Raw genomic sequence first — 23,009 nt, forward strand, 5'->3', positions numbered from 1 at the left:
ATATGGGGGATAAAATGCGTGATGCCGGCGCAAACGCTTCATTTATGGCCATCCGGGCCAGTCACCCGGATGGCGTTTGTCGAATGGTCGATCAGCGCGTCTGAACGATATCACCAAGCAGCCCTGCCGCCACTGTCAGGCGGGCGAGATTGGTATCGCCGCTTTCGCTCAGTGCACCGAGTTCCGAGACGATGCGATTGACGCGCACGCGGTCGGCCGCATACCAGGCCTGAACCGGGTCCTTTTCCTTCGCATACTCGGTGAGGGCCGAGATGACGATCCGGCGTCTCGACAAGGCGATCTGGTCCTGGCTGCGCAGAAGAGCCAGGCTCTCGTAGTGATCGGCCGGCGTGATGCGCTGGCTGGCATCCAGCAGCCGCGCGACACGGAAGGTCGAGGATACCGTGGCGTAGCTTTCGGCGGCGCGGGCAAGCGTCGTGCCCGCATTTTCGGCGATACGCATGATCTCTGGCACATAGACCAGCAGGGAAAGCGTATCCAGCTCTTCCAGAAGGCCAGAGGGAACACCGTCGATTTCCGTGACCCCAAGCTCGCGGCGATATTTCGCCGCTGCCGGCGATAGCGTCTTGATGGCAGTTTTCAGGCGCTCGATTTCGGTTGCCATGTCGCTCGTTCCAGCGCCCACGCTCCCGGTTTGCAAATAAAGCCTGCTTGCATCGGAGTAGATGCGGGTGATCGTGGCATAAAGTCCGTTCTGGACTTCTCCGCCGATCTTTCCGTCAAGCGCGTCGACCTCGCTCCAAAGACGTTTGAGGCCGAAACCGTCCTCCACGATCACCGCTGCCTTGACGACATCCGCCGACAGGAGGCCGCTCGCATCGGCGAGTTTCTGCACGAAGCCAGGGCCGCCGCGGTTTACCACGGCATTGGCGAGCGCTGTCGCAACGATTTCGCGGTGCAGGCGATGCGCCTTGATATCGTCTGCATAGTTCTTCTGCATCTTGGCCGGGAAATAGTCTGCGAGCAGATGCTGGAGATAGGGTTCGTCGGGCAGCGGGCTTGCCACCAGAGCGTCGAACAGTGTCAGCTTGGCATAGGAAAGCAACACGCCGATTTCCGGCCGGGTCAGCGGCTTGCCGGTGGCATATCTTTCGCTGAGCTCGGCATTGCTCGGCAAGGTTTCGACCTTGCGGTTCAGTTGGCCGGTTGCCTCCAGCGCGCTCATCAGGCGGCCGAGTTCTTCCCGGTTTGCAAGCCCAAGCCGCTCCGTCAGCGAGATTGCCAGCGATTGCAGGTAGTTGTTGCGCAGCACCAGCTGCGCCACTTCCGGCGTCATGGAGGCAAGAAGCTGGTTGCGCTTCGGCATCGTCAGGCGACCGCTATTGACCGCGGAGGCGAGGGCGATCTTGATATTGACCTCGACGTCGGAGGAGTTCACGCCGGCCGAGTTGTCGATGGCGTCGGAATTGCAACGCCCACCCGCCAGCGCATAGGCGATACGGCCCTTCTGGGTAATGCCGAGATTGGCGCCTTCGCCGATGACCTTGGCGCGCAGCTCGGTGGCGTTGACGCGGATGGGGTCGTTCGCCCTGTCACCCACCTCGGCGTTGGTTTCCACCGCCGCCTTGATATAGGTGCCGATGCCGCCGAACCACAGAAGATCGGTTGGCGCCTTCAGAATGGCGGTCATGATCTCGAAGGGTGTAGCGACGGATTTGTCGATGCCGATGGCAGCGACGGCTTCCGGCGTCAGCGTCACCGATTTTTCGGAACGCGAGATGATCATTGCGCCTTTAGAGAGCGTTGAACGGTCGTAATCCTGCCAGCTTGAGCGTGGCAATTCGAAAAGCCGCTTGCGCTCAGCGAAGGATTTGTCGGTATTGGGATCCGGATCGATGAAGATGTCGCGATGATCGAAGGCTGCGATCAGCCTGATCTTTTCCGACAGCAACATGCCGTTACCGAAAACGTCGCCGGACATGTCGCCGACACCTGCCACTGTGAAGGGCGTGGTCTGGATGTCGGTGTCCATTTCGCGGAAATGACGCTTTACCGTTTCCCAGGCACCGCGTGCGGTGATTCCCATCTTCTTGTGGTCGTAACCGGCGGAACCACCCGATGCGAAGGCATCGTCCAGCCAGAAGCCGGCGTCGTGGGCGAGGCCGTTTGCCGTATCGGAGAATGTCGCTGTCCCCTTATCGGCGGCGACGACGAAGTAGGGATCGTCCCCATCAAGCCGCAACGTATCGGCCGGCGGTACGACGGCGTCGTCGACGATATTGTCGGTGATGGACAGAAGAGTGCGGATATAGGTCTTGTAGGCTTCACGGCCTGCATTGAAGACCTCGTCGCGGGAGCCGCCAACAGGCAGGTTCTTCGGGAAAAAGCCGCCCTTGGCGCCAACGGGAACGATCACCGCATTCTTGACCTGCTGCGCCTTGACGAGACCGAGCACTTCCGTGCGGTAATCCTGGCCGCGATCCGACCAGCGCAGACCGCCGCGCGCCACTTTGCCAAAGCGCAGATGCACGCCTTCTACTTCGGTTCCGTAGACGAAGATTTCGCGGAAGGGACGCGGATCGGGCAGGCCGTCCAGATGTTTGGGATCGAACTTGAACGCCAACAGGTCACGCGGCGTGCCATCGGTGTTTTTCTGGAAGTAGTTGGTACGAAGCGTGGCGTCGATGGCGTTGACATAACGCCGCAAGGTGCGGTCTTCGTCGAGATTGGGAACACCGCTCAATGCCGCTTCGATCGTCTTGTGCATCTCTGCCAGTTTCTTCAGCCGCTTCTTCTCGTCGATGGACGGATCGAAGCCAGCCTTGAACAGCGCGAAAATATTCCGTGAAATGGCCGGATATTTAAAGAGCGTTTCGGAAATATGCTCCTGGGAATAAACGATTCCGGTCTGGCGCAGATAACGCGCATAGGCGCGCAGGACGGACACTTCGCGCACGGTTAGGCCGCAGGCGAGGATCAGCCGGTTGAAGTTGTCATTATCGACCTTGCCCGAGAAGGCAGCAAGGAATGCTTCTTCGAGTTTCTGTCCGTATTGCGGCAGATCCAGCGTCACGCCCTTGGCGACGGCGAGTTCCATATCATGCAGCACGATGTCGCGCTTTTCGCCATCCGAGATGACGCCGATGTCGAAGGTGCGCTCACTGATGACGTTGAAACCGAGGTTTTCCAGCAGCGGCACACGGCGCGACAGTGGCAGATGGCCATCCCGATGGAAGATCTTCAGCGACAGCGTCTCAGCTGACTGGCCTTCCTGCTGGTAAAACTCGATGCGGACCGGCTCACCCTTCACGGTGGCCAGAATATCCGCCATGTCGCCAATCGCCTCTTCCGGCGTGAAGGCTTCCTGATAGGCCTGATCCACCTCCAGCACCGGTGCACCCGGTTCGGAAAGGGCAACGAAATGGTCTATCCAGCGTGCTGCGATATCGCTGACGGCATCCTCCAGCTTGTCCTGCGCGATACGCGGCGTCTTGCCTTCCGTGCGGCCGACGATGAAATGGACGCGGGCGACAGCGCCTTCGGGGAAGGCCGGGTAATAGGCGGAAATATGCCCGTCATAGATCTTGCTCAGATAGTCGCCGATCTTCTCGCGCACATAGGAATTGTATTCCTCGCGCGGCACGAAGATGATGGCCGAGACGAAGCGGTCGAAACGGTCGATACGTGCGAGGACGCGCACGCGTGGGCGGTCGCTCAGTTCCATGATTTGCTCGATGAAGCGGATCAGAAGATCCGTTTCGATCTGGAAGAGATCGTCGCGCGGATAGGCTTCCAGCGTGTTCTGCAGAATGCGGCCGGAGTGGCTGTTCGGATCAAAACCGAAATGCCGCTCGACATCCGCAATTTTGGCACGCAGCAGCGGGATGTGCTTTACCGAACGCGTATAGGCGGTGGCGGTGAAAAGGCCGACGATGCGCAATTCACCGATGACATTGCCATCCTCGTCGAAGCGCTTGATGCCGATATAATCCATATAAGCGCGGCGATGCACGATGGACTTCACATTTGCCTTGGTGACGATGAGGAAATCCGGACCGTCGAGGAAGGCGAGGATTTCAGGCGTCGTCGTCACGGCGTCCTTGCCAAGGCGCAGCACGCGCACATCCGGATCGCTCAAACTGCCGAGGCCGATGCCGTCACCGCGCTCGATTTTCGCGTTCTTTCCCTTTCCGGAATAGGTGTAATCGCGCATGCCGAGGAAGGTGAAATTGTCGTTTCGAAGCCAGTTGAGAAACTCGACGGCTTCCGCGCGCTCGGTCTTGCGCCGCGAGGAGCCGCGTTTTGACAATTCGTCTAGGGCTTCGTCGAGTTTCGACAGCATGGGCCGCCAGTCTCTGTAGGCGGACTGAACCTGCGCCAGCACGAAACGCAATCTTTCTTCCAGCGCCGTTGCGGCCTGCTGGGTCAGTGGGGCGATGTGCAGCTGGATGAGGCTGATATTCCCGGCGGGATCGTCATCAGGCTCCGCAAGGCGATAACCCGCCTGCGCCGTTGCATCCGGCACCAGAATGGGGTGGACCGCGAGATAGAGGCCGCGATAGCTGCTTGTGACCTCACCCATGACGGAATCGTAGAGGAAAGGCATATTGCGGCCGATAATCGTCAGAACCGTTACCGGAATATCCCGCGGGGTGACGCCCTCCACCTGGGCGATGCTGATATGGGGCGCGTCTCCAGTCCAGCGCGAAAGAGCCTCGAAACTGTGCGCCGCGCTTGCGGCCAGCATTTCGGCGGAATAATATTCTATGTCGTCGGCGCTTGCTCTTCCATAGAGTATACCCGGATCAAGAAATGGCGCGTTTTCGGCAATTGCCTGCTGTCGTGCTTTTTCGATCTGTTTTTCGCGTTTTGGATTATTTCTGTAGCCCATTTGATGTGGATTCCTCCAAAAATCACACTTTAACGTAAAAAAGCACCGTCAATTTGCGGATTTTGCCTTTTCATTCGAATCGGATATTGGCGTGTAATTACGAAGAGTTTAAGAGGCTTTCGTGTTTCTTCACTTGGGAAGTGAAATTTTTTTGCTTCTTATACGGTAGGGACCGGTTACGAAGCATTTGACAGTATTCCGGTAGCCCATTTATAGGTGGTTCTTTGGCCGCCATGTGATGTTGCGGCCACGGTCGAAGCAAATTATTGATTTGTGCCTATTTTTGTGGTACACCAACGATACTGATCCACAGCGTGGCATTTGTGTGCCCAAAAACACCACGAAAGCAACACCTCTTTTGCACGCGGTTTCCGTGACATATCGAGCGTTTACGTTATCGAAGCCCGCAATGCGGGAAGGTGTGTTTTTGCGTGCACGGCTGGACCAGTGCGGAGTCACCTGACGGTTCCCCCGTCTCATCAGGGCCTGACCGACCCAACCCCGGCGTTGCCGGGTATGTAACAGGGAGTTTTTAGAACGAATGACGACCCAGCAGAAGAAATCTCCAGCACATCACGGTTTCAAAACCGGTGAAGCGATTGTGTATCCCGCTCATGGTGTCGGTACCATTTCTGCCATCGAGGAACAAGAAGTTGCCGGCATGAAGCTTGAGCTTTTTGTCATCGATTTCGAAAAAGACAAGATGCGTCTTAAAGTTCCCGTCGCTAAAGCCGTGAGCATCGGCATGCGCAAGCTTTCCGAAGGCGATTTTGTCGAGCGGGCGCTGAAAGTGGTGCAGGGCAAGGCGCGTGTGAAGCGTACCATGTGGTCGCGCCGCGCCCAGGAATATGATGCGAAAATCAATTCCGGCGATCTTATCGCGATTGCTGAAGTTGTGCGCGATCTTTACCGTGCGGAAAACCAGCCGGAGCAGTCCTATTCCGAGCGTCAGCTTTACGAAGCTGCTCTTGATCGCATGGCGCGCGAAATTGCTGCTGTCAACAAGATGTCTGAAACCGAGGCTGTTCGCCTGGTGGAAGTCAACCTTGCGAAGGGTCCGAAGCGCGGCAAGGCCGTCGAAGAGGACGATTCTCAGGAAGAAGCCGCGTAATCACCGGCTTTCTCCTTTTTTAAAAAAACCCGCCAAGAATGGCGGGTTTTTTTGTGCCTGATCTACAGGATGCGAATTTTCGTACCCTTGCGCATATGAGGCAGAATGCGCCTCATGTCGCGGGGATGGAGAGCGACGCAGCCGGCGGTCGGCTCGTATCCCGGGCGGATCATGTGCATGAAGATTGCCGAACCGCGGTTCCGACTCCTCGACGTGATGTTCCAATCGAGGACGAGGCAAACGTCATAAAGGCCGTCCTTTCGCATCATCTCCTCGTGGCTCAGTGCGAAAGGGGACTTGACCAACCTGTTGTAACTGGCGCTGCGTGGCTCGTCGCACCAAAGCATGGATTGCTGCGTCCGTTGCATCGGCAATGTCGTGGCGATGGCGGGGGTTCGGTCGCCGCGATAAAATCCGTGCAGCAGGCGCGTGACGGAAATCGGTGACTTTCCATCTCCCTCGCGTTTGAGCACGGTACGGCCGTTGCGCCCGATCGCTGCGGGAAAGGTGAGATGCCCGAGCTGAACGATGGCCCGGCTTATTTTCAAAGGCGCCGGCCGAACCATGAGCGTCGATGCGCGTTTATGTTGCTTTACGGGCTGTCTGCTCATGTTTTTCACGAGATTTTGCTTTGCAGGTTATCTAACGTGAAGTCATAGCACTTCGTAATATCATGGCAATGGGTTGACCTTTTATCGGCAAACCGCTGAATTGGCTGACAATTAGAGCGCCGTGCCTTATTTCGGAGGCACAATGGATGCTCTAACTCTTTTAAACTACGCATTGCGCTTTCCGAAAATCAACGGCGATTTTTGGGCCGATGCGCTAAAGTAAGAAAGGCTGAGAATCCGAATGACGGCTCGCACTATCCTTTTGGTGGACGACGACGACGATCTTCGGGAGACGCTGACTGAGCAACTATCTCCCTACGAGGAATTCTCGCTTCTGAGCGGCGCAAACGCTGCGCAGGCGATGCAGACCGCAAAGACTGCCCAGGTCGATCTTCTGATCATGGATGTCGGTCTTCCTGACATGGATGGCCGCGAGGCGGTGAAGCTGCTGCGCAAGGGTGGCTTCAAGGCACCGATCATCATGCTGACCGGGCACGATACCGATTCCGACACTATTCTCGGTCTCGAAGCGGGCGCCAATGATTATGTGACGAAGCCATTCCGCTTCGCCGTCCTTCTGGCCCGCATCCGGGCGCAGCTGCGTCAATACGAGCAGAGCGAGGACGCGGTTTTCACCGTTGGCCCCTATCAGTTCAAACCCAGCCAGAAGCTGCTGACGACTGAAGACGGCAAAAAAATCCGGCTGACGGAAAAGGAAGCGGCGATCATCCGTTATCTGTACCGCGCCGGGAGCGCCGTCGTTACCCGCGACGTCTTGCTGGAAGAGGTCTGGGGTTATAATTCCGGAGTGACGACGCATACGCTCGAAACGCATGTGTATCGTCTGCGCCAGAAGATCGAGCGAGACCCCTCCAATGCCGAAATTCTGGTGACCGAGAACGGCGGATACAAGATCGTTCCCTGAACGAACGCCCTTTCTGCGTCCGAGAGGACGCAGAATATTCTAACATCTTGTATTTTGAAGGCCGATATCCGAAAACCGCTATAGTGGTGCAGGCGGTTTTCTGGAGTAGCAATCGACATGGCCTTGACGGATGACATCATGCTTCTGGGGCAAGTGCCGTTGTTTGCGGGCTTCAGCGACGATCAGTTGCGGCTGATCGCCTTCGGCGCGGAACGCCGCCGCGTGGCGGCGGGTCAGACTTTGTTCCGGGAACATTCCCCGGCCGAGTGCGCCTTCGCGGTGACGTCAGGCCATTTCGAGCTATTTACGGCCGGGCGGGATGGAAAACCCGCGTTGCAGGCGACACCGGGCAAGGGGGCGCTTCTTTCGGAGCTGGCGCTTTTCACGCTCTGTGAGAGGAAATTCACCGCTATTGCCGCGGAGGATTCCGAGGTCATCCGGATAACGCGCATTCTCTTTCACCGGCTTGTGGAGGAGTTTCCGGAGGTTGCCGATATCGTGTCGGCACGCATTCGCGATAATATCGCCGCACTCGCGGCGGGCGCGGCCCGTTTGCAGAACCGCTTCTCCTGATTTTAAAGAGACAGCGCTTCAGAAACGGAAATGGGCCGTAACCGGAACGTGGTCGGATGGCCGGTTCCAGCCGCGTGCTTCGCGCAAGATATCGATCTTTTCAAGCGAGGGGCCGAGATCCTGCGACGACCAGATATGGTCGAGACGGCGGCCACGGTCTGCGGCTTCCCAATCCTTCGCGCGGTAGCTCCACCAGGTATAAATCTTTTCACTATCAGGCACGTTCAGCCGCATCAGGTCGAGCCAGTTGCCCTTCTTCATGATATCGAGCATGCCGTCGGTTTCCACCGGCGTATGGCTAACGATCTTCAGCAGTTGCTTGTGCGACCAGACGTCATTTTCAAGCGGCGCGATGTTGAGATCGCCCACGAGAATGGACGAGGTGCCGGGCAAGCCGTCGGCGCGAAGCGCCTTCATCTCTTCGATGAAATCCAGCTTGTGGCCGAATTTCGGGTTTATCGACCGGTCGGGTTCGTCACCGCCAGCCGGAACATAGAAATTATGCAGCCGTATGCGGCGCGATCCAACCTGAAAAATCGCGGAAATGTGTCGTGCATCGCCTATACCGCAATAGTCCTGACGGTGATCTTCTGTCAGCGGAATTTTCGAAGCGATCGCCACACCGTGATAGCCCTTCTGGCCATGGATGATGACGTGCTCGTAACCGAGCGCCTTCAGCGGCTTCATCGGAAACTCGCCATTCGGGCATTTCGTTTCCTGCAGGCAGAGAATGTCGGGTTTGTAACGCACCAGAAACTGCTCCACGATCGGCATTCTGAGCCTGACCGAGTTGATGTTCCAGGTGGTTATCGAAAACGACATGCATGTGCTCCGCTTCTATAGCCTCGAAGCCGATTGTTCCGAGACATGTTTCCGGGGCGCAGGCTTATAACATCGCGATGAAAACGGGAATGCATTTTAGCGGCAAAATGAAAAAGGCGACCGAAGGGCCGCCTTTTGAACTGTCGCCGTGGACCGCCCGGCCTTTAGCCGCGTTTGCGGACTTCTTCGTAGTTGATGTTGAAAACGCGTTCGTCGAGGTTAACGCCCGTCTGCACGTTGAAGATCATGACAGTCGTGTCCTTGTTCTGGGCATCGGTCGTCGTCCATTGCCTCAGATCGAAGGTTTTCGGGTCAAACATCAGGGTAATGGTGGAATCGCCGAACACGCTCTTGTCACCCAGTACGATGGTGGTCAGGTCCGACTCTTCCTTCACGTTCCGGACCTTCTGGTTGCTCAGATCGATCTTGTCGGACAAAAGCAGGCTGAGCGGGGTCTTTGACAGTGGATACAAATCCCATGTCTTCAGCTTCATGTTGCCGATGACGACATTCTTGCCGTCGGAGATGACCCGCATGGGCGACGGGTCTTCATAATTGAAGCGAAGCTTGCCGGGCCGTTCGATGTAAAATTTGCCGCCGGTCTGTTCACCGCGCGGGCCAAACTGGACAAACTCTCCCATCATGGTTTTGACCGACGAGAAGTGATTGGCAATTTTCTGCGCGGTCGCGCTGTTACCGGCAGCCTGAGCAAATGCGTTGAGCGGCGACAGGCCGGCCATGACCGCAGCCATGGAAAACGCCGTCAGCACGCCACGTCGCGTCACGCCGTTCTCTGGTGTGTTTGCGGTGGCAATCTCGCCGGTGGTGAGGTCGTTCATTCTGTTCTCCTTCATCGCAGCGATTTTCCGCATAAAGGCGGCGGCTTCATGACGTTGAAAGCGTGTAGTAACGCTTCTTCGCCCCGCTTGGTTGCCGTCTTCGCCTCACGCATGTCGTTATCCCGAAACCACGACAGCCTTTTGGGCGACGGGCATTACCGCTCGATGATGTCTGCTTCCGTTGGTACGAGTATTTCGCGTTTTCCGGCATGATTGGCGGGGCCGATAATGCCTTCCTGCTCCATGCGTTCGATCAGCGAGGCGGCGCGGTTGTAGCCGATGCCGAGACGCCGCTGGACGTAGGAAGTGGAAGCCTTGCCGTCCCTCAGCACGACAGCCACGGCCTGATCATAGGGGTCTTCCGAATCGGAGAAATTGCCGGCGCCAGCCGGGCCGCCGCCATTGCCTTCCTCATCGTCTTCCTCGGTGATCGCTTCCAGATATTCCGGCGTGCCTTGCGTCTTGAGATAGGCGACGATCTCTTCCACTTCATTGTCGGAAACGAAGGGACCGTGCACGCGCTGAATGCGGCCGCCACCGGCCATATAGAGCATGTCGCCCATGCCGAGCAGCTGTTCGGCGCCCTGTTCGCCCAGAATGGTGCGGCTGTCGATCTTCGACGTTACCTGGAAGGAGATGCGGGTCGGGAAGTTCGCCTTGATGGTGCCGGTGATGACGTCGACGGACGGACGCTGGGTTGCCATGATGACATGGATACCGGCGGCACGCGCCATCTGAGCGAGGCGCTGTACGGCACCTTCGATGTCCTTGCCTGCCACCATCATAAGATCCGCCATTTCGTCGATAATGACGACGATATAGGGCAGGGGCTTCAGGTCGAATTCTTCCGTCTCGTACATTGCCTCGCCGGTCTGGCGGTCGAAGCCGGTCTGCACCGTGCGGGTGAGGATTTCGCCCTTGTCGATGGCCTGCTGCACACGGCTGTTGAAGCCATCGATGTTGCGCACACCGATCTTCGACATCTTCTTGTAGCGCTCCTCCATCTCGCGCACCGTCCACTTCAGCGCCACGACGGCTTTTTTCGGATCGGTAACGACGGGGGAGAGCAGATGCGGAATACCGTCATAGATCGATAGTTCGAGCATTTTCGGGTCGATCATGATCAGGCGGCATTGCTCCGGCGACATGCGGTAAAGCAGCGACAGGATCATGGTGTTGATGGCGACCGACTTGCCCGAACCCGTGGTACCGGCAACGAGAAGATGCGGCATTTTGGCAAGATCGGCGATGACGGGTTCGCCGCCGATGGTCTTGCCGAGCGCCATGGCGAGCTTGGCCTTGCTGTTTTCAAAGTCGCGGCTGCCGACCAGTTCACGCAGGAACACGGTTTCCCGCGTCTGGTTTGGAAGCTCGATGCCAATGGCGTTGCGGCCAGGCACGACGGCAACGCGCGCGGCGATCGCGCTCATGGAGCGGGCGATGTCATCGGCAAGGCCAATGACGCGCGAGGATTTGATGCCGGGTGCTGGTTCCAGTTCGTAGAGCGTGACGACCGGGCCGGGGCGGACGTGAATGATTTCACCCTTGACGCCGAAATCCTCGAGAACCCCTTCCAGAAGGCGGGCATTCTGCTCCAGCACTTCCTCGTTCAGCGTATGGTCGCGAACGACGTTCTTGGGTTCCGCCAGAAGATGCACGGTGGGCAGCTGGAAACCGTCTGCGGCAATAAAGGAGGCTTGCGCTTCCCTTGCCACGCGCTCGCTGGGCTTCGGGCGTGCGGAAGGGGCGGTTATTCTGGGTTGGCCGCGCCCAGGTGCCTGTCTTGCCACGAACTTCGGGTCGTTCTCGTCCAGGCTGTGGTCGTCCGAGAGAATGCCGTTGGGCAATCGCCGACCGTCTGCGTCCAACGACGGTTCGTCGTCCCCGTCCGCATCATGATCGGGCGCGATGGAGGGAGGCGACATCTGGCGACGGGATGCGGCGCGTTCTTCGAAAGACGGTTCCGCGCGCTGGTCGAGGCGGTTGATCGCCGTCTTGAGGCGGGAGGGTTCGTTCAGCGTGCCGAATTCATATTCGTTGAAATCGTAAGGGTGTTCGAATTCGCCGTGCAGGGATTTCGACTTCAGGCCGAACAGGCGGCGAAGGCGGGCCTGCGAGATGTACCAGTAATGTGCGATTGCGCCGAAGGCGAGAATATTGGCGAAGAAGCCTTCGCCCTCGTCATCGTCTTCTTCCTCTACCTGACGGGTGGCACGGGCCTTGTTTGCGACCGGCGCGCGTTCTTCCTGTTCCAGGTCATCTTCCGGGCGTCCCACGAGACCGGCGGCAAACAGCATCATCAAGGCGGCGGGAGCAGCGAATATAGCGCCCAGCACCGTCGCAATCGTGCCGGTGGGGTAAGCGCCGATGAAGAGAGCTGGGAAGCGCAGGATCATATCGCCGATGACGCCACCGATGCCGTTCGGCAGCGGCCATGTCACGGGCGCGGGAAAACAGCCGAGCGAGGCGGCGCAGACGATGGCGCCGGCGATCCAGGCGACGAGGCGGGCGGGTATCCGGTTGAACTTGCGACCGGCGATCAGGGCGATCGCCCAGGCAATCACCGGCAAAAGCGCGATGATTGCGGAAAGGCCGAGGAACTGCATCACGATATCGGCGAAGATTGCGCCGCCGTAACCGAGAAGATTGGTGGGTTGGTTGCCTGTTGCATAGGACAGGCTCGGGTCCGCCACGTTCCATGTGGCAAGTGCGGTAATCCCCAGCGCAATCGTGGCAAGCAAGGCAAAACCGGCAAGAGCCATGACCTGCCGCACGAAAAACGCCGTCAGCACGAAACGCGTGTGACGACCGTCGAATGTCGGAGAATTCATTCTGCCCATGTCCCTGAACCCGTAGTTTTTGTGGTTTCGGCAAGATCCGGCAGTTGACCAGATCCCGGATTGACAGGGAAAACTAACAGCTTGCTGGTTAATGTCGTGTTAACCATGCGGTTTTTTAAAAGCCGCTTCCGGATTTGCGGCAAAGAAAAGGCCCGCCGAAGCGGGCCTTCTTTTGGGAGAGGGGATGGAGAACCCCTTTTCCCGGATATCAGGAGTGGTAGGCGGCTTCGCCGTGGGTCGCAAGGTCGAGACCTTCGCGTTCCGCTTCGACCGGAACCCGCAGACCAACGATCACGTCGACGATCTTGTAGAGGATTGCCGAGACGACTGCGCACCATACGATGGTGATGGCGACGGCAACGAACTGCGTCCAGAGCTGCGAGGAGATGGAGAAGTCCGCCTTGCCCGTGCCGCCAAGCAGCGGAGACGTGAAGATGCCGGTGCCGAGGGCGCCGATGATGCCGCCGATGCCGTGGACACCGAAGACGTCAGCTGTGTCGTCGTAGCCGAACTTGTTCTTCACAACCGAGACGAAGAAGTAGCAGATCGGCGAGACGATGAGGCCGAGAACGATAGCGCCCATGGGTCCGACGGAACCGGCCGCAGGCGTTACGGCGACGAGGCCGGCGATCATGCCCGAAGCTGCGCCCAGCATGGAAGCCTTGCCGCGGGTGAAGCTTTCAACCAGCGACCAGGAAACGATGGCTGCTGCAGTGGCGAGGAAGGTGTTCATGGTTGCAAGAACCGCACCGCCAGATGCTTCGAGGTTGGAGCCGGCGTTGAAGCCGAACCAGCCGAACCACAGCATGGCTGCGCCAACCAGCGTCAACGTCATGGAGTGCGGGGCCATCATGTCCTTGCCGAAGCCAGTACGCTTGCCAACCATGATCGCGCCGATCAGACCGGCGATACCGGCATTGATGTGAACGACCGTGCCGCCGGCGAAGTCGAGAGCGCCCATGCCGAAGATCAGGCCGTTCGCGTCCCAGACCATGTGAGCGATCGGGAAGTAGACGAAGGTGGCCCACAGGATGGTGAACAGGATGACTGCCGAGAACTTCACGCGTTCCGCGAATGCACCGATGATCAGCGCGGGCGTGATGGCCGCAAAGGTCATCTGGAAGGCGATGAAGGTGTATTCGTAGATCACGACGCCCTGGGAGAAGGTTGCCGAGGTGCTGTCAAGCGAAACGCCGGACAGGAACAGCTTGCCGAAACCACCGAAATACGGGCCGGTGCCGCCGCCGAAGGCGAAGGAGTAACCGTAGATTACCCAGACGAGCATCATGACCGCGCCGATGACCGTGCACTGCATGAGAACGGAGAGCATGTTCTTGGTGCGCACGAGGCCGCCATAAAACAGGGCGAGACCCGGAATGATCATGAAAAGCACGAGGATCGTCGCGACATACATGAATGCGGTATCGGCTTTTTCCGGAACGGGGGCCGCCGCTGCTACTGCCGGCGCGGCATCCTGCGCAAAGGCGATTGCCGGGGCCATCAGGGCTGCCACACCGGCACCCAGTTTGCCGAGCGTTGAAAACTTGTTGAGTTGCATAGCTAGAAAACTCCCTGTCAGCCGTGCTTCAAAGCGCTTCTGTGTTGGTTTCGCCGGTACGGATGCGCACGGCCTGTTCGATAGAGTAGACGAAGATCTTGCCGTCGCCGATCTGCCCGGTTTTTGCAGCCGACGCGATTGCCTCGACAGCCTTGTCGACGACGTCTGATGCAACCGCGATCTCGATCTTCAGTTTGGGAAGAAAGCTCACCGCATATTCCGTGCCGCGATAAATCTCGGTATGTCCCTTCTGGCGTCCGTAACCCTTTACCTCGGTCACGGTCAGGCCTTGGATGCCGACGCCGGTGAGCGCTTCGCGCACTTCATCCAGCTTGAACGGCTTGATAATGGCCATCACAATTTTCATCTGGTTTCCCATCCTTTGTTTGTCCTCGGCACGGAGCCGACTCTCCTCGCGCTGGCAGATCAGTAACAGCGACTACGGACATACATTCAAGGGGCGTGCCAGTTTTGATGCGGCCTCTAAGTTATTGAAATATAAAAATTATATGACAGGCGTCTGAAAAACGGGCATTGGGTGGCGCAATTTTCGTCTATTAAATGTGCGATTTTTTAAAAAAGCGCATTATTTAAGCATTTGCCCTTTTGCGGATCAAACCTTCCTGTGCGACGGAGGCGATCAGTTCACCCTGTCTGGTGAAAATATTGCCACGGGTCAAACCGCGTGCTCCCGAGGCGCTGGGGCTGTCCTGCGTGTAGAGCAGCCAGTCGTCCAGCCGGCAGGGACGGTGGAACCACATGGCGTGATCGAGGCTCGCCACCTGAATGGCCGGATCGAAGATCGTCGTTCCGTGGGCATAGAGCGACGTGTCGAGCAATGTCATATCCGAGAGATAAGCGAGAATGGCCGACTGGAAACGTGGATCGTCAGGCACATTGCCGACAGCGCGAACCCAGATATCCTGCTGCGGTTCCAGCTTTTCCTTCGAAATATAGTGGGTCAGCGAAACCGGCCTGATCTCTATCGGGCGCTTGTTGCTCCAGTATTTGCGGATCGAAGCGGGTGCGTTGGCGAGGAAGGCCGCCTGCATCTCATCTTCACTCATCAGCCTTTCGGGCGGCGTCACATCCGGCATTCTTATCTGATGATCGAAGCCGTCCTCGACGATCTGGAACGACGCCGACATGGAGAAAATCGCCTTGCCATGCTGGATGGCGACCACGCGCCGTGTGCAGAAGCTTGCACCGTCGCGAATGCGTTCCACCTGGTAGAGGATGGGCACCAGCGGGTCGCCGGGGCGCATGAAATAGGAATGCAGTGAATGAACGAAACGGTCGTCATCCACGGTTCGTTGAGCTGCGATCAATGCCTGCGCGATGACCTGGCCGCCGAAAACGCGCTGCCAGCCGATTTGCGGGCTTTCACCCCGAAACAGGTTTTCTTCCAGCTTCTCGAGATCGAGTGTGGAGATCAGATTGGCCATCGGATCTGACGTTTGCGAGGGATGCGACATTTTTTCGGCCTGCTCCGGCTGTAGGAAGACGTCACATGGTCTATAGTGCGCCGATGATGCGTGCACAAGATTTGAGGAGAAGCGCGATGCTGGACGTGGTGGTGGCAGGCGGCGGTTATGTCGGCCTTTCCGTTGCTGTCGCAATTAAGCAGGCAGCCGGACATCTTAATGTGCAGGTGGTTGAAGCCGCTCCCGAGGATGTCTGGAAGAAGGACGTCCGCGCCTCCGCCATTATCGCGGCGGCCACACGCATGCTCGACGTTTTCGGTATATGGAACGAGATTGAGCCGGAGGCCCAGCCGATCCACAAGATGATCGTCACCGATTCGAAGACCGCCGATCCGGTTCGCCCGGTGTTTTTGACATTCGACGGCGCGGTGGAGGAGGGCAGGCCCTTCGCTCATATGGTCCCGAATGTCGCGATGGTGGGTGCGCTGCGAGGCCTGTGTGAGCGCCTCGGCGTCGAAATCCGCCATGGTCTCAGTGTTTCCGGCTTTTCCGCCGGCCCGCAATCGACGGCTATTTCACTTTCCGACGGCTCGTCGCTTGAGGCGCGACTGCTCATAGCCTGCGATGGGGTCCGCTCGGCTTTGCGGGATATGGCAGGAATAAAAACCGTGCACTGGAATTACGATCAGTCCGGGATCGTCACCACCGTTGAACACGAGCGGCCGCATGAGGGCTGCGCGGAGGAACATTTTCTGCCGTCGGGGCCTTTCGCCGTGCTTCCCTTGAAAGGGAACCGCTCCTCGCTTGTCTGGACCGAACGTACGGCCGATGCCGACAGGCTGGTTGCTGCCGACGATCTGGTGTTCGAGGAGGAACTTGAACGCCGGTTCGGCCACAAGCTCGGTCCGGTCCGTCCCGTCGGTCCCCGTCGCGCCTTTCCGCTGGGCTTGACGCTGGCGCGTTCCTTCGTCGCGCCACGTTTTGCACTTGCCGGCGATGCGGCGCATGGAATTCACCCGATTTCCGGTCAGGGCCTCAATCTCGGCTTCAAGGATGTTGCGGCACTGGCCGAAACCGTGGTCGAGGCCGACCGTCTCGGCCTTGATATCGGCTCTCTCAACGTTCTCGATCGTTACCAGTCCTGGCGGCGTTTCGACACGTTGCGGATGGGCGTGACGACGGATGTGCTGAACCGGCTTTTCTCCAATGATGTCGGTCCCATTCGCGTCATGCGTGATTTCGGTCTGGGTGTGGTCGATCGTTTGCCGGGTCTGAAATCCTATTTCATCGGTCAGGCTGCCGGCACGACAGATGCGGGCGCGCCGCGCCTGCTTGCCGGCGAGGCGCTCTGATACTGCCGTTCCTGCCTGTGCCGGAGCGGCTTTCCAGCGATTGCCGCTTGACAGTCGATTCCGGTGTTTTCCGCCGGAAGCCGGTGCCGCAAAGCTGAATCCGGACAATGACTTACCCGGATTCACAATCTGGTATAGGGCAGGCATCTGCCAACCAGATGTTGCGGAGAACAAAAGCTGAATCCATTGGAGTCAGCGATTCGTATTCGATTCGTTCGCAGACTGTTCCGTATCCGAATCGATTCCGGTTTCGCCGGATTCTTTTTAATATTTCAAGTATCTGAATAAAAAAGGAAAATTCCGGCGAGGAAGGACCTGTTACCACTTTGCGGACAAGGCCTATTGCCTTTGTCGGCGGGCATTGCCATGTGTGTTGCGTGTGCGGCCCGTATCAGTGAATGGCGGGCGGTACAGCAAGCAGATGAAGTCGATTCACGGATAGTACGTTGAATTTTCGCCCCATGATCCTGAGCGGCCGCGGTGTCACGGCCGTTCTCGGCCCCACCAATACCGGCAAGACCCATTACGCCATCGAGCGCATGGTGGCACATGGCAACGGTGTCATCGGCCTTCCGCTGCGCCTTCTGGCGCGTGAGGTCTATACCCGTCTTGTCGAAAAGGTGGGCGCGCCGAATGTGGCGCTGATAACCGGCGAAGAAAAGATCGCCCCTCCTAAAGCCAAATATTCCGTCTGCACGGTGGAAGCCATGCCGCGCGAGACAACGGCCGCATTCGTCGCCATCGATGAAGTGCAGCTGGCCGGTGATCTGGAGCGCGGGCATATCTTTACCGACCGCGTGCTGCATCTGCGCGGGCGGGAGGAAACGCTGCTTCTGGGTGCGGGCACGATGCGCCCGATCCTCGAAAAGCTGCTGCCGGGAATTACCGTGGTCGAACGTCCGCGCCTGTCGCAGCTTTTTTATGCGGGCCAGAAGAAGATAACCCGCCTGCCGCAACGCACGGCAATCGTCGCCTTTTCGGCGGAAGAGGTCTATGCAATTGCCGAGCTGGTGCGTCGCCAGCGTGGTGGCGCAGCCGTTGTGATGGGCGCGCTTTCGCCGCGTACGCGCAACGCCCAGGTGGGGCTCTACCAGTCCGGCGACGTCGAATATCTCGTGGCGACGGATGCCATCGGCATGGGCCTCAACCTTGACGTCGATCATGTCGCCTTTGCGCAGGACCGCAAGTTCGACGGCTATCAGTTCCGAAATCTCAATCCGGGCGAGATCGGCCAGATCGCCGGCCGCGCCGGCCGCCATCTTCGCGATGGCACCTTTGGCGTGACGGGGCGCGTCGATCCATTTGACGACGAGTTGGTGGAGCGTATCGAAACCCATCAGTTCGACTCGGTAAAGGTGCTGCAATGGCGGACGAAAAATTTCGATTTTTCCTCCATCAGCAATCTGCGTCTGAGCCTCGAAGCCGCCCCGGCGATCCAGGGACTGTCACGGGCCTTGCCGGCGATCGACCAGCAGGCGCTCGAATATCTGTCGCGCTACCCTGAAATCATCGACGTGGCGACGACGGAGGCGCGGGTGGAAAAACTCTGGGAGGCCTGCGCGCTTCCGGATTATCGCCGCATTGCGCCCGCTCAACATGCTGATCTGATCTCAACGCTCTATTTCGATCTGGTAAAACGTGGCACGGTGAACGAAGATTTCATGGGCGAACAGGTGCGCCGCGCCGATCGTACCGATGGAGAGATCGATACCTTGTCTGCAAGGATTGCGCAGATCAGAACATGGACTTATGTATCGAACCGCCCAGGATGGCTTGCCGATCCGACACACTGGCAAGAAAAGACGCGGGAAATCGAAGATCGATTGTCCGATGCTCTACATGAAAGGTTGACGAAACGCTTTGTTGATCGCAGGACATCTGTGCTCATGAGGCGCCTGAGAGAGAATGCGATGCTTGAAGCTGAAATCAGTGTAAATGGTGATGTCTTCGTAGAAGGACATCACGTCGGCCAGTTGGCCGGGTTCCGGTTCACGCCGGTGCCGGGAATGGAAGGGCCGGATCAGAAGGCCGTGCAGGCTGCTGCGCAGAAGGCGCTCGCGCTCGAATACGAGGCGCGTGCCGCGCGTCTGCACGCCAGCGGAAACGGTGATCTCGCTTTGAGCTCCGATGGTCTGGTTCGCTGGTTGGGCGAACCGGTGGCCCGCCTTTCGGCAGGCGACAATATCATGAAGCCGCGCGTGATCCTCTTTGCCGACGAGCAGTTGAGCGGCAATGCCCGCGATCATGCGCTGGCGCGCGTCGAACGTTTCGTTAATCATCAGATTGCGACCGTGCTGAAGCCGCTGGACGATATTTCGCGCGCCGAAGACCTTCAGGGTCTGGCGAAGGGGCTGGCGTTCCAGCTGGTCGAAAATCTCGGTGTCCTGTTCCGCCGTGACGTCACCGAAGACGTGAAGTCGCTGGATCAGGACGCACGCGCCTCCATGCGCCGCTACGGCGTGCGTTTCGGCGCCTATCACGTCTTCCTGCCCGCGCTTCTCAAGCCAGCTCCGGCGGAGCTTGTGACGCTGCTCTGGGCGCTGAAGAACGATGGTCTCGGCAAGCCGGGTTATGGCGATCTCATTCCGGTGCTGGCCGCCGGTCGCACCTCTGTCGTGACGGACCCGACCTTCGAGCGGATGTTCTACAAGCTCGCCGGTTTCCGTTTCCTCGGAAAGCGCGCCGTGCGTATCGACATTCTCGAGCGTCTGGCCGATCTCATCCGTCCGCTGTTGCAGTGGAAGCCCGGTCAGCAGCCGCGTCCGGAAGGCGCTTATGACGGCCGCCGTTTCACGACGACGACCGCGATGCTTTCCATTCTCGGCGCAACGCTCGACGACATGGAAGAAATCCTCAAGGGTCTCGGTTATCGTGCCGATCAGGTAACGGCGGAAGAGGCGCAGGCCTTCCTCGCCAACCAGACCGGTGCTGCCGCTCCGGCCGCTTCTGAAGCGGTGACGGAAGACGAGAGTGCAGAGACCGAACACGAGGAACCGGCTTCGGAAGAGCAGGTTTCCGAGACGACGACTGTCGAAGCTGCTGAAGAAGCGCCGGTTGCGGAAGCTGTGGGCCAAGAGGCTGCTGTTAGCGAGGCTGCGCCGACGGAAAGCGCCGAGGCTGCTGAGCCGAAGCCTGTTCTTCTTTGGCGTCCGGGTGGTCGCAACGAAAACCAGCGTGGTGAAAACCGTCGTCCCGGCAACCGCGGTCAAGGCCGTGGCGAGGGTCGCGATCAGGCGCCACGCGAACAGGGTGAACGTCGTGGCGAAGGCCGTCGCGATAATCGTGACGGAGCAAATCGCGAGGCTGCCAATCGTGGCGGTGACGGTGAGCGTAAGCGTGATGGCGGACGTCCCGACCGTGGCAACAACCGCAATAATGATCGTCAGGATCGCGGGGAGCGCAAGGACAGGCCGGACCGCAATGACCGTGGCGGGAAACCGCAGGGTCAGCAGCGTTTCGAAGCCAAGCCGCCGCGTAAGGAAAAGCCGATCGATCCGGATTCGCCCTTCGCCAAGCTTGCTGCTCTCAAGGAGCAGCTGAAGAAGTAAGCCATGGGGAGCAACGAACAGCCACTCGAAAGCACGCGTCAGCGTCTGGACAAGTGGCTGTTCTTTGCCCGCATGGCCAAATCCCGTTCACTTGCCCAGAGTTACATTCAGTCGGGCAAGGTCAAGGTCAACGGTGTCTCCATTCGCCAGCCCAGCCATCTGGTAAAGGCCGGTGACAGGCTCGATATCGGTTTCGAGCGCATGGACAAGGTGCTTGTCGTCAAATCCGGGGGCGAGCGGCGCGGACCCTATGAAGAGGCCAGACTTCTCTACGACGATCTGACGCCGCCGCGCGAGCCTTCCGACAGGCTGAGCCCGCTGGAGCAGGCGATACGTCAGCCGGGAAGCGGTCGCCCCACCAAAAAAGAGCGCAGGGCGCTCGACAGGTTCCTGTCGGACAGCGACGGAAACAAAGAATAGAATAAACCTTCAAGTCTTAGCGGTTTTTCAGAATTGTTTATCCTTGCTATCTGAAGGCAAAGGCATTACCTCACTTGCAAAATTGCCCTGTCTGAATTCCGGGCGACGGCTTGTGTTCCGAAGCCCACAGACCCGGCCTGCATATTCTGGAGTTCATCATGACATATGTCGTGACCGACAATTGCATCCGCTGCAAATACACCGATTGCGTTGAAGTCTGCCCTGTCGACTGCTTTTACGAGGGTGAAAATTTCCTCGCTATCAATCCTGACGAATGCATCGATTGTGGTGTGTGCGAACCGGAATGTCCTGCCGAAGCGATCAAGCCCGACACTGAGCCGGGTCTCGACAAGTGGCTGAAGCTGAATACGGAATATGCGGCGATCTGGCCGAATATCACCATCAAGCGCGACCCCTTGCCGGAAGCCAAGGAAATGGATGGCGTGACAGGCAAGCTCGAGCTTTACTTCTCTGCCGAGCCGGGTAAGGGCGACTGAGTTCTCAACGACTGGTGTCCTTGGTATCATGATTTTAAAAGCCCTCGCAGCGTCAGCGTGAGGGCTTTTTGCCGACCTTCAGCGAGTTATCCGCCGCGGCCTGATTGCAATGTGGTCGATAGCAGGGTCAAAAGCGCCACGCTGTCTTCCAGGCTTTGGCGCTGGCGGCTTTGCAATATCGCCGCTTGCAGGCGGTTCATCTCACGGGCGATCGCCGCTGGCTGCCAGGTTCGCAGCGCCCTTTCGATAACCGGTTTCCTGCGAAAATGGATGTGGCGTCCAAGCGTTTGCATGACCTGCCCGGCCTGCTGCTTTTTCTCATCCATTTCGGCGCGCATCTGATCCAGCAACTGAAATTGCTTGAGGCATCCCTGAAGCACGAGAAAGATCGGCGTCTTCGACGAGACGATCTTCTGGGTGGCGTGGAAAAAGGCGTTTCTGTCGCCCTTCAGGATGGCATCGACGGCGTCGTCAGCCGAAACCGTGCTGGCATCGCCGATGATTGCCAGCACATCATCTTCCTCGATCACCTCTGCGCCACGGCAATAGAGCGCAAGCTTGCGGATCTCGTTGCGCGAGGCAATCCGGTCGCCGCCCAACTGCTCGATCAGCCTCTGCCGTGCGGCCGGGGCAATGCGCAGATTGTCGGCAGACAGTTCCTGATCGATCAACGCATTCAACGAACGGGCGTCATCCGCATAACACGGGATTGCTGCGATAGAGCGAGCGGGTTCTGCGATCTTGCGCAGGCCCGTGCCTTTTTTAATGTCGCCGGCCTCGATGATGAGAAAGCTGGCTTCGGGCGGCGTCTCAGCCAGAATCTGGAGAGCATCCACCAGAGCCTTTTCAGCCGAGGCACTTTTGATCCAGACGAGTTTTTCGCCACCGAAAAGGCCGATGGCGTTCACCTCGTCGAGAAGGCGGCCGGGATCGCCCTGCAGGTCGGATGCGCTCAGCTTCAACGATGCAAATGCGTCATCCGGGTCAATGCCGGTCTTTTTGGCGATGAGGTTGGCCCGCTCCGACACGAGGCCGCGATCCGGGCCGTAGAGCACGAAAACGCGAAAGCGCTCCGCCGGATTTTCGGCGAAGCGCTCAAATTCATGCGATTTTATCTCTGTCACGGCCGCCGCTCTCAGCGGCCAAGGGTGGCAGCGATATCGGTACGGATGATTTCAGCCAGTTCCCGGGCCGCACGGTTTTCTGCGTCGCGGATCGCCCTGATCTTGGCGAATTCCTGCTGTGGCAGATCCACCTGCGCCGTTACGCTACGCCGCGCGGAGCGCAGGATCTGGCCGTCGGAAATACGCGTCAGGACGTAATTACCGTTCATCACAACACGGCCTGGGTAAGGGCCGTTATAATTGCTGTTGGTACGGGTCGTCAGATCGTAGTTCTCGACTTCCGTGGACGTGGCGCTCGAGCTTACGGATAACTTGACGTTGTACTGAGCCGTAGCCGGTTCACCCGCACCGCCGGACACCAGGAAGATCAGCTGATTGCGCACTTCCTGCGTTATGCGGTCGCCGGCATTCGAGATGCTGACAGCCGCCAGTCTCTCCTTGGTTCCGGAAGCCTCGCCGTAAAGCGGGCGCACCTGGCAGCCTGCCAGAAGACCGGCCATCATCACGACGGAA

General features: G+C 58.5%; 17 protein-coding genes. 7 read left to right on the forward strand and 10 right to left on the reverse strand.

Annotated features, from left to right (window positions below; translation table 11 throughout):
* Window positions 1-91: 91 nt before the first annotated feature.
* Entirely contained in the window at window positions 92-4,852 is a 4,761-nt protein-coding gene (locus ACQZ5Y_RS15230) for an NAD-glutamate dehydrogenase (protein WP_174050178.1), read from the reverse strand.
* Between the two features lie 541 nt (window positions 4,853-5,393).
* Here ACQZ5Y_RS15230 and ACQZ5Y_RS15235 point away from each other — a divergent pair.
* A complete protein-coding gene (locus ACQZ5Y_RS15235) occupies window positions 5,394-5,963 on the forward strand; it encodes a CarD family transcriptional regulator (RefSeq protein WP_003492641.1) in 570 nt (189 codons plus the stop codon).
* Between the two features lie 62 nt (window positions 5,964-6,025).
* Here ACQZ5Y_RS15235 and ACQZ5Y_RS15240 read toward each other — a convergent pair whose 3' ends face one another.
* Complete coding sequence (locus tag ACQZ5Y_RS15240) at window positions 6,026-6,529, reverse strand: L,D-transpeptidase family protein (RefSeq protein WP_111782624.1); 504 nt, start codon at window positions 6,527-6,529, stop codon at window positions 6,026-6,028.
* Between the two features lie 286 nt (window positions 6,530-6,815).
* Between ACQZ5Y_RS15240 and ACQZ5Y_RS15245 the strand changes: the two genes are divergently transcribed.
* Together ACQZ5Y_RS15245 and ACQZ5Y_RS15250 are read left to right on the forward strand one after the other, a co-directional pair.
* On the forward strand, window positions 6,816-7,499 hold the full coding sequence (locus ACQZ5Y_RS15245; protein ID WP_003492637.1) for a response regulator transcription factor: 684 nt from the start codon (window positions 6,816-6,818) through the stop codon (window positions 7,497-7,499).
* A gap of 117 nt (window positions 7,500-7,616) precedes the next feature.
* Window positions 7,617-8,072: a cyclic nucleotide-binding domain-containing protein gene (locus ACQZ5Y_RS15250; protein WP_003516486.1), complete on the forward strand. Its 456-nt coding sequence runs from the start codon at window positions 7,617-7,619 to the stop codon at window positions 8,070-8,072.
* Window positions 8,073-8,090: 18 nt separating this feature from the next.
* Here ACQZ5Y_RS15250 and ACQZ5Y_RS15255 read toward each other — a convergent pair whose 3' ends face one another.
* From ACQZ5Y_RS15255 to tesB, 6 genes are all read right to left on the reverse strand, one after another.
* On the reverse strand, window positions 8,091-8,894 hold the full coding sequence (locus ACQZ5Y_RS15255; RefSeq protein ID WP_111799149.1) for an exodeoxyribonuclease III: 804 nt from the start codon (window positions 8,892-8,894) through the stop codon (window positions 8,091-8,093).
* Between the two features lie 164 nt (window positions 8,895-9,058).
* Window positions 9,059-9,733, reverse strand: coding sequence for an outer membrane lipoprotein carrier protein LolA (locus tag ACQZ5Y_RS15260; RefSeq protein WP_013636963.1), 675 nt, complete (start codon window positions 9,731-9,733; stop codon window positions 9,059-9,061).
* 155 nt (window positions 9,734-9,888) lie between these two features.
* Entirely contained in the window at window positions 9,889-12,564 is a 2,676-nt protein-coding gene (locus ACQZ5Y_RS15265; RefSeq protein ID WP_019565992.1) for a DNA translocase FtsK, read from the reverse strand.
* A gap of 217 nt (window positions 12,565-12,781) precedes the next feature.
* Window positions 12,782-14,131 carry an ammonium transporter gene (locus tag ACQZ5Y_RS15270; RefSeq protein ID WP_003516494.1) on the reverse strand — a complete coding sequence of 450 codons (1,350 nt, stop codon included), beginning with the start codon at window positions 14,129-14,131 and terminating at the stop codon, window positions 12,782-12,784.
* 28 nt (window positions 14,132-14,159) lie between these two features.
* Complete coding sequence (locus ACQZ5Y_RS15275) at window positions 14,160-14,510, reverse strand: P-II family nitrogen regulator (protein WP_019565993.1); 351 nt, start codon at window positions 14,508-14,510, stop codon at window positions 14,160-14,162.
* A 211-nt stretch (window positions 14,511-14,721) separates the two neighbouring features.
* On the reverse strand, window positions 14,722-15,606 hold the full coding sequence (gene tesB / locus ACQZ5Y_RS15280; protein WP_112290141.1) for an acyl-CoA thioesterase II: 885 nt from the start codon (window positions 15,604-15,606) through the stop codon (window positions 14,722-14,724).
* Here tesB and ACQZ5Y_RS15285 point away from each other — a divergent pair.
* The 4 genes from ACQZ5Y_RS15285 (at window position 15,555) to fdxA (ending at window position 21,372) form a co-directional block, all read left to right on the forward strand.
* On the forward strand, window positions 15,555-16,907 hold the full coding sequence (locus tag ACQZ5Y_RS15285) for a ubiquinone biosynthesis hydroxylase (RefSeq protein ID WP_371179238.1): 1,353 nt from the start codon (window positions 15,555-15,557) through the stop codon (window positions 16,905-16,907). The genes tesB and ACQZ5Y_RS15285 overlap by 52 nt on opposite strands.
* A 461-nt stretch (window positions 16,908-17,368) precedes the next feature.
* Complete coding sequence (locus tag ACQZ5Y_RS15290) at window positions 17,369-20,455, forward strand: helicase-related protein (RefSeq protein ID WP_080800038.1); 3,087 nt, start codon at window positions 17,369-17,371, stop codon at window positions 20,453-20,455.
* Window positions 20,456-20,458: 3 nt separating this feature from the next.
* Entirely contained in the window at window positions 20,459-20,875 is a 417-nt protein-coding gene (locus tag ACQZ5Y_RS15295) for an RNA-binding S4 domain-containing protein (protein WP_013636959.1), read from the forward strand.
* 158 nt (window positions 20,876-21,033) lie between these two features.
* Window positions 21,034-21,372, forward strand: coding sequence for a ferredoxin FdxA (fdxA, locus tag ACQZ5Y_RS15300; RefSeq protein WP_003516508.1), 339 nt, complete (start codon window positions 21,034-21,036; stop codon window positions 21,370-21,372).
* 86 nt (window positions 21,373-21,458) lie between these two features.
* Here fdxA and holA read toward each other — a convergent pair whose 3' ends face one another.
* Both holA and lptE read right to left on the reverse strand, forming a co-directional pair.
* A complete protein-coding gene (gene holA, locus ACQZ5Y_RS15305; RefSeq protein WP_013636958.1) occupies window positions 21,459-22,496 on the reverse strand; it encodes a DNA polymerase III subunit delta in 1,038 nt (345 codons plus the stop codon).
* Between the two features lie 11 nt (window positions 22,497-22,507).
* Window positions 22,508-22,999 (reverse strand): LPS assembly lipoprotein LptE, encoded by a 492-nt coding sequence (lptE, locus tag ACQZ5Y_RS15310; protein ID WP_003516512.1) that lies wholly within the window; start codon window positions 22,997-22,999, stop codon window positions 22,508-22,510.
* Window positions 23,000-23,009 lie beyond the last annotated feature (10 nt).

Source organism: Agrobacterium sp. A3-95 (assembly GCF_053521785.1).

What these genes read in the sequence shown, in the direction of transcription:
- ACQZ5Y_RS15230 (WP_174050178.1), bottom strand. Translation starts at nt 4,852, where the DNA reads ATGGGCTACAGAAATAATCCAAAACGCGAAAAACAGATCGAAAAAGCA.
- ACQZ5Y_RS15235 (WP_003492641.1), top strand. Translation starts at nt 5,394, where the DNA reads ATGACGACCCAGCAGAAGAAATCTCCAGCACATCACGGTTTCAAAACC.
- ACQZ5Y_RS15240 (WP_111782624.1), bottom strand. Translation starts at nt 6,529, where the DNA reads ATGGTTCGGCCGGCGCCTTTGAAAATAAGCCGGGCCATCGTTCAGCTC.
- ACQZ5Y_RS15245 (WP_003492637.1), top strand. Translation starts at nt 6,816, where the DNA reads ATGACGGCTCGCACTATCCTTTTGGTGGACGACGACGACGATCTTCGG.
- ACQZ5Y_RS15250 (WP_003516486.1), top strand. Translation starts at nt 7,617, where the DNA reads ATGGCCTTGACGGATGACATCATGCTTCTGGGGCAAGTGCCGTTGTTT.
- ACQZ5Y_RS15255 (WP_111799149.1), bottom strand. Translation starts at nt 8,894, where the DNA reads ATGTCGTTTTCGATAACCACCTGGAACATCAACTCGGTCAGGCTCAGA.
- ACQZ5Y_RS15260 (WP_013636963.1), bottom strand. Translation starts at nt 9,733, where the DNA reads ATGAACGACCTCACCACCGGCGAGATTGCCACCGCAAACACACCAGAG.
- ACQZ5Y_RS15265 (WP_019565992.1), bottom strand. Translation starts at nt 12,564, where the DNA reads ATGAATTCTCCGACATTCGACGGTCGTCACACGCGTTTCGTGCTGACG.
- ACQZ5Y_RS15270 (WP_003516494.1), bottom strand. Translation starts at nt 14,131, where the DNA reads ATGCAACTCAACAAGTTTTCAACGCTCGGCAAACTGGGTGCCGGTGTG.
- ACQZ5Y_RS15275 (WP_019565993.1), bottom strand. Translation starts at nt 14,510, where the DNA reads ATGGGAAACCAGATGAAAATTGTGATGGCCATTATCAAGCCGTTCAAG.
- tesB (WP_112290141.1), bottom strand. Translation starts at nt 15,606, where the DNA reads ATGTCGCATCCCTCGCAAACGTCAGATCCGATGGCCAATCTGATCTCC.
- ACQZ5Y_RS15290 (WP_080800038.1), top strand. Translation starts at nt 17,369, where the DNA reads ATGATCCTGAGCGGCCGCGGTGTCACGGCCGTTCTCGGCCCCACCAAT.
- ACQZ5Y_RS15295 (WP_013636959.1), top strand. Translation starts at nt 20,459, where the DNA reads ATGGGGAGCAACGAACAGCCACTCGAAAGCACGCGTCAGCGTCTGGAC.
- fdxA (WP_003516508.1), top strand. Translation starts at nt 21,034, where the DNA reads ATGACATATGTCGTGACCGACAATTGCATCCGCTGCAAATACACCGAT.
- lptE (WP_003516512.1), bottom strand. Translation starts at nt 22,999, where the DNA reads ATGATGGCCGGTCTTCTGGCAGGCTGCCAGGTGCGCCCGCTTTACGGC.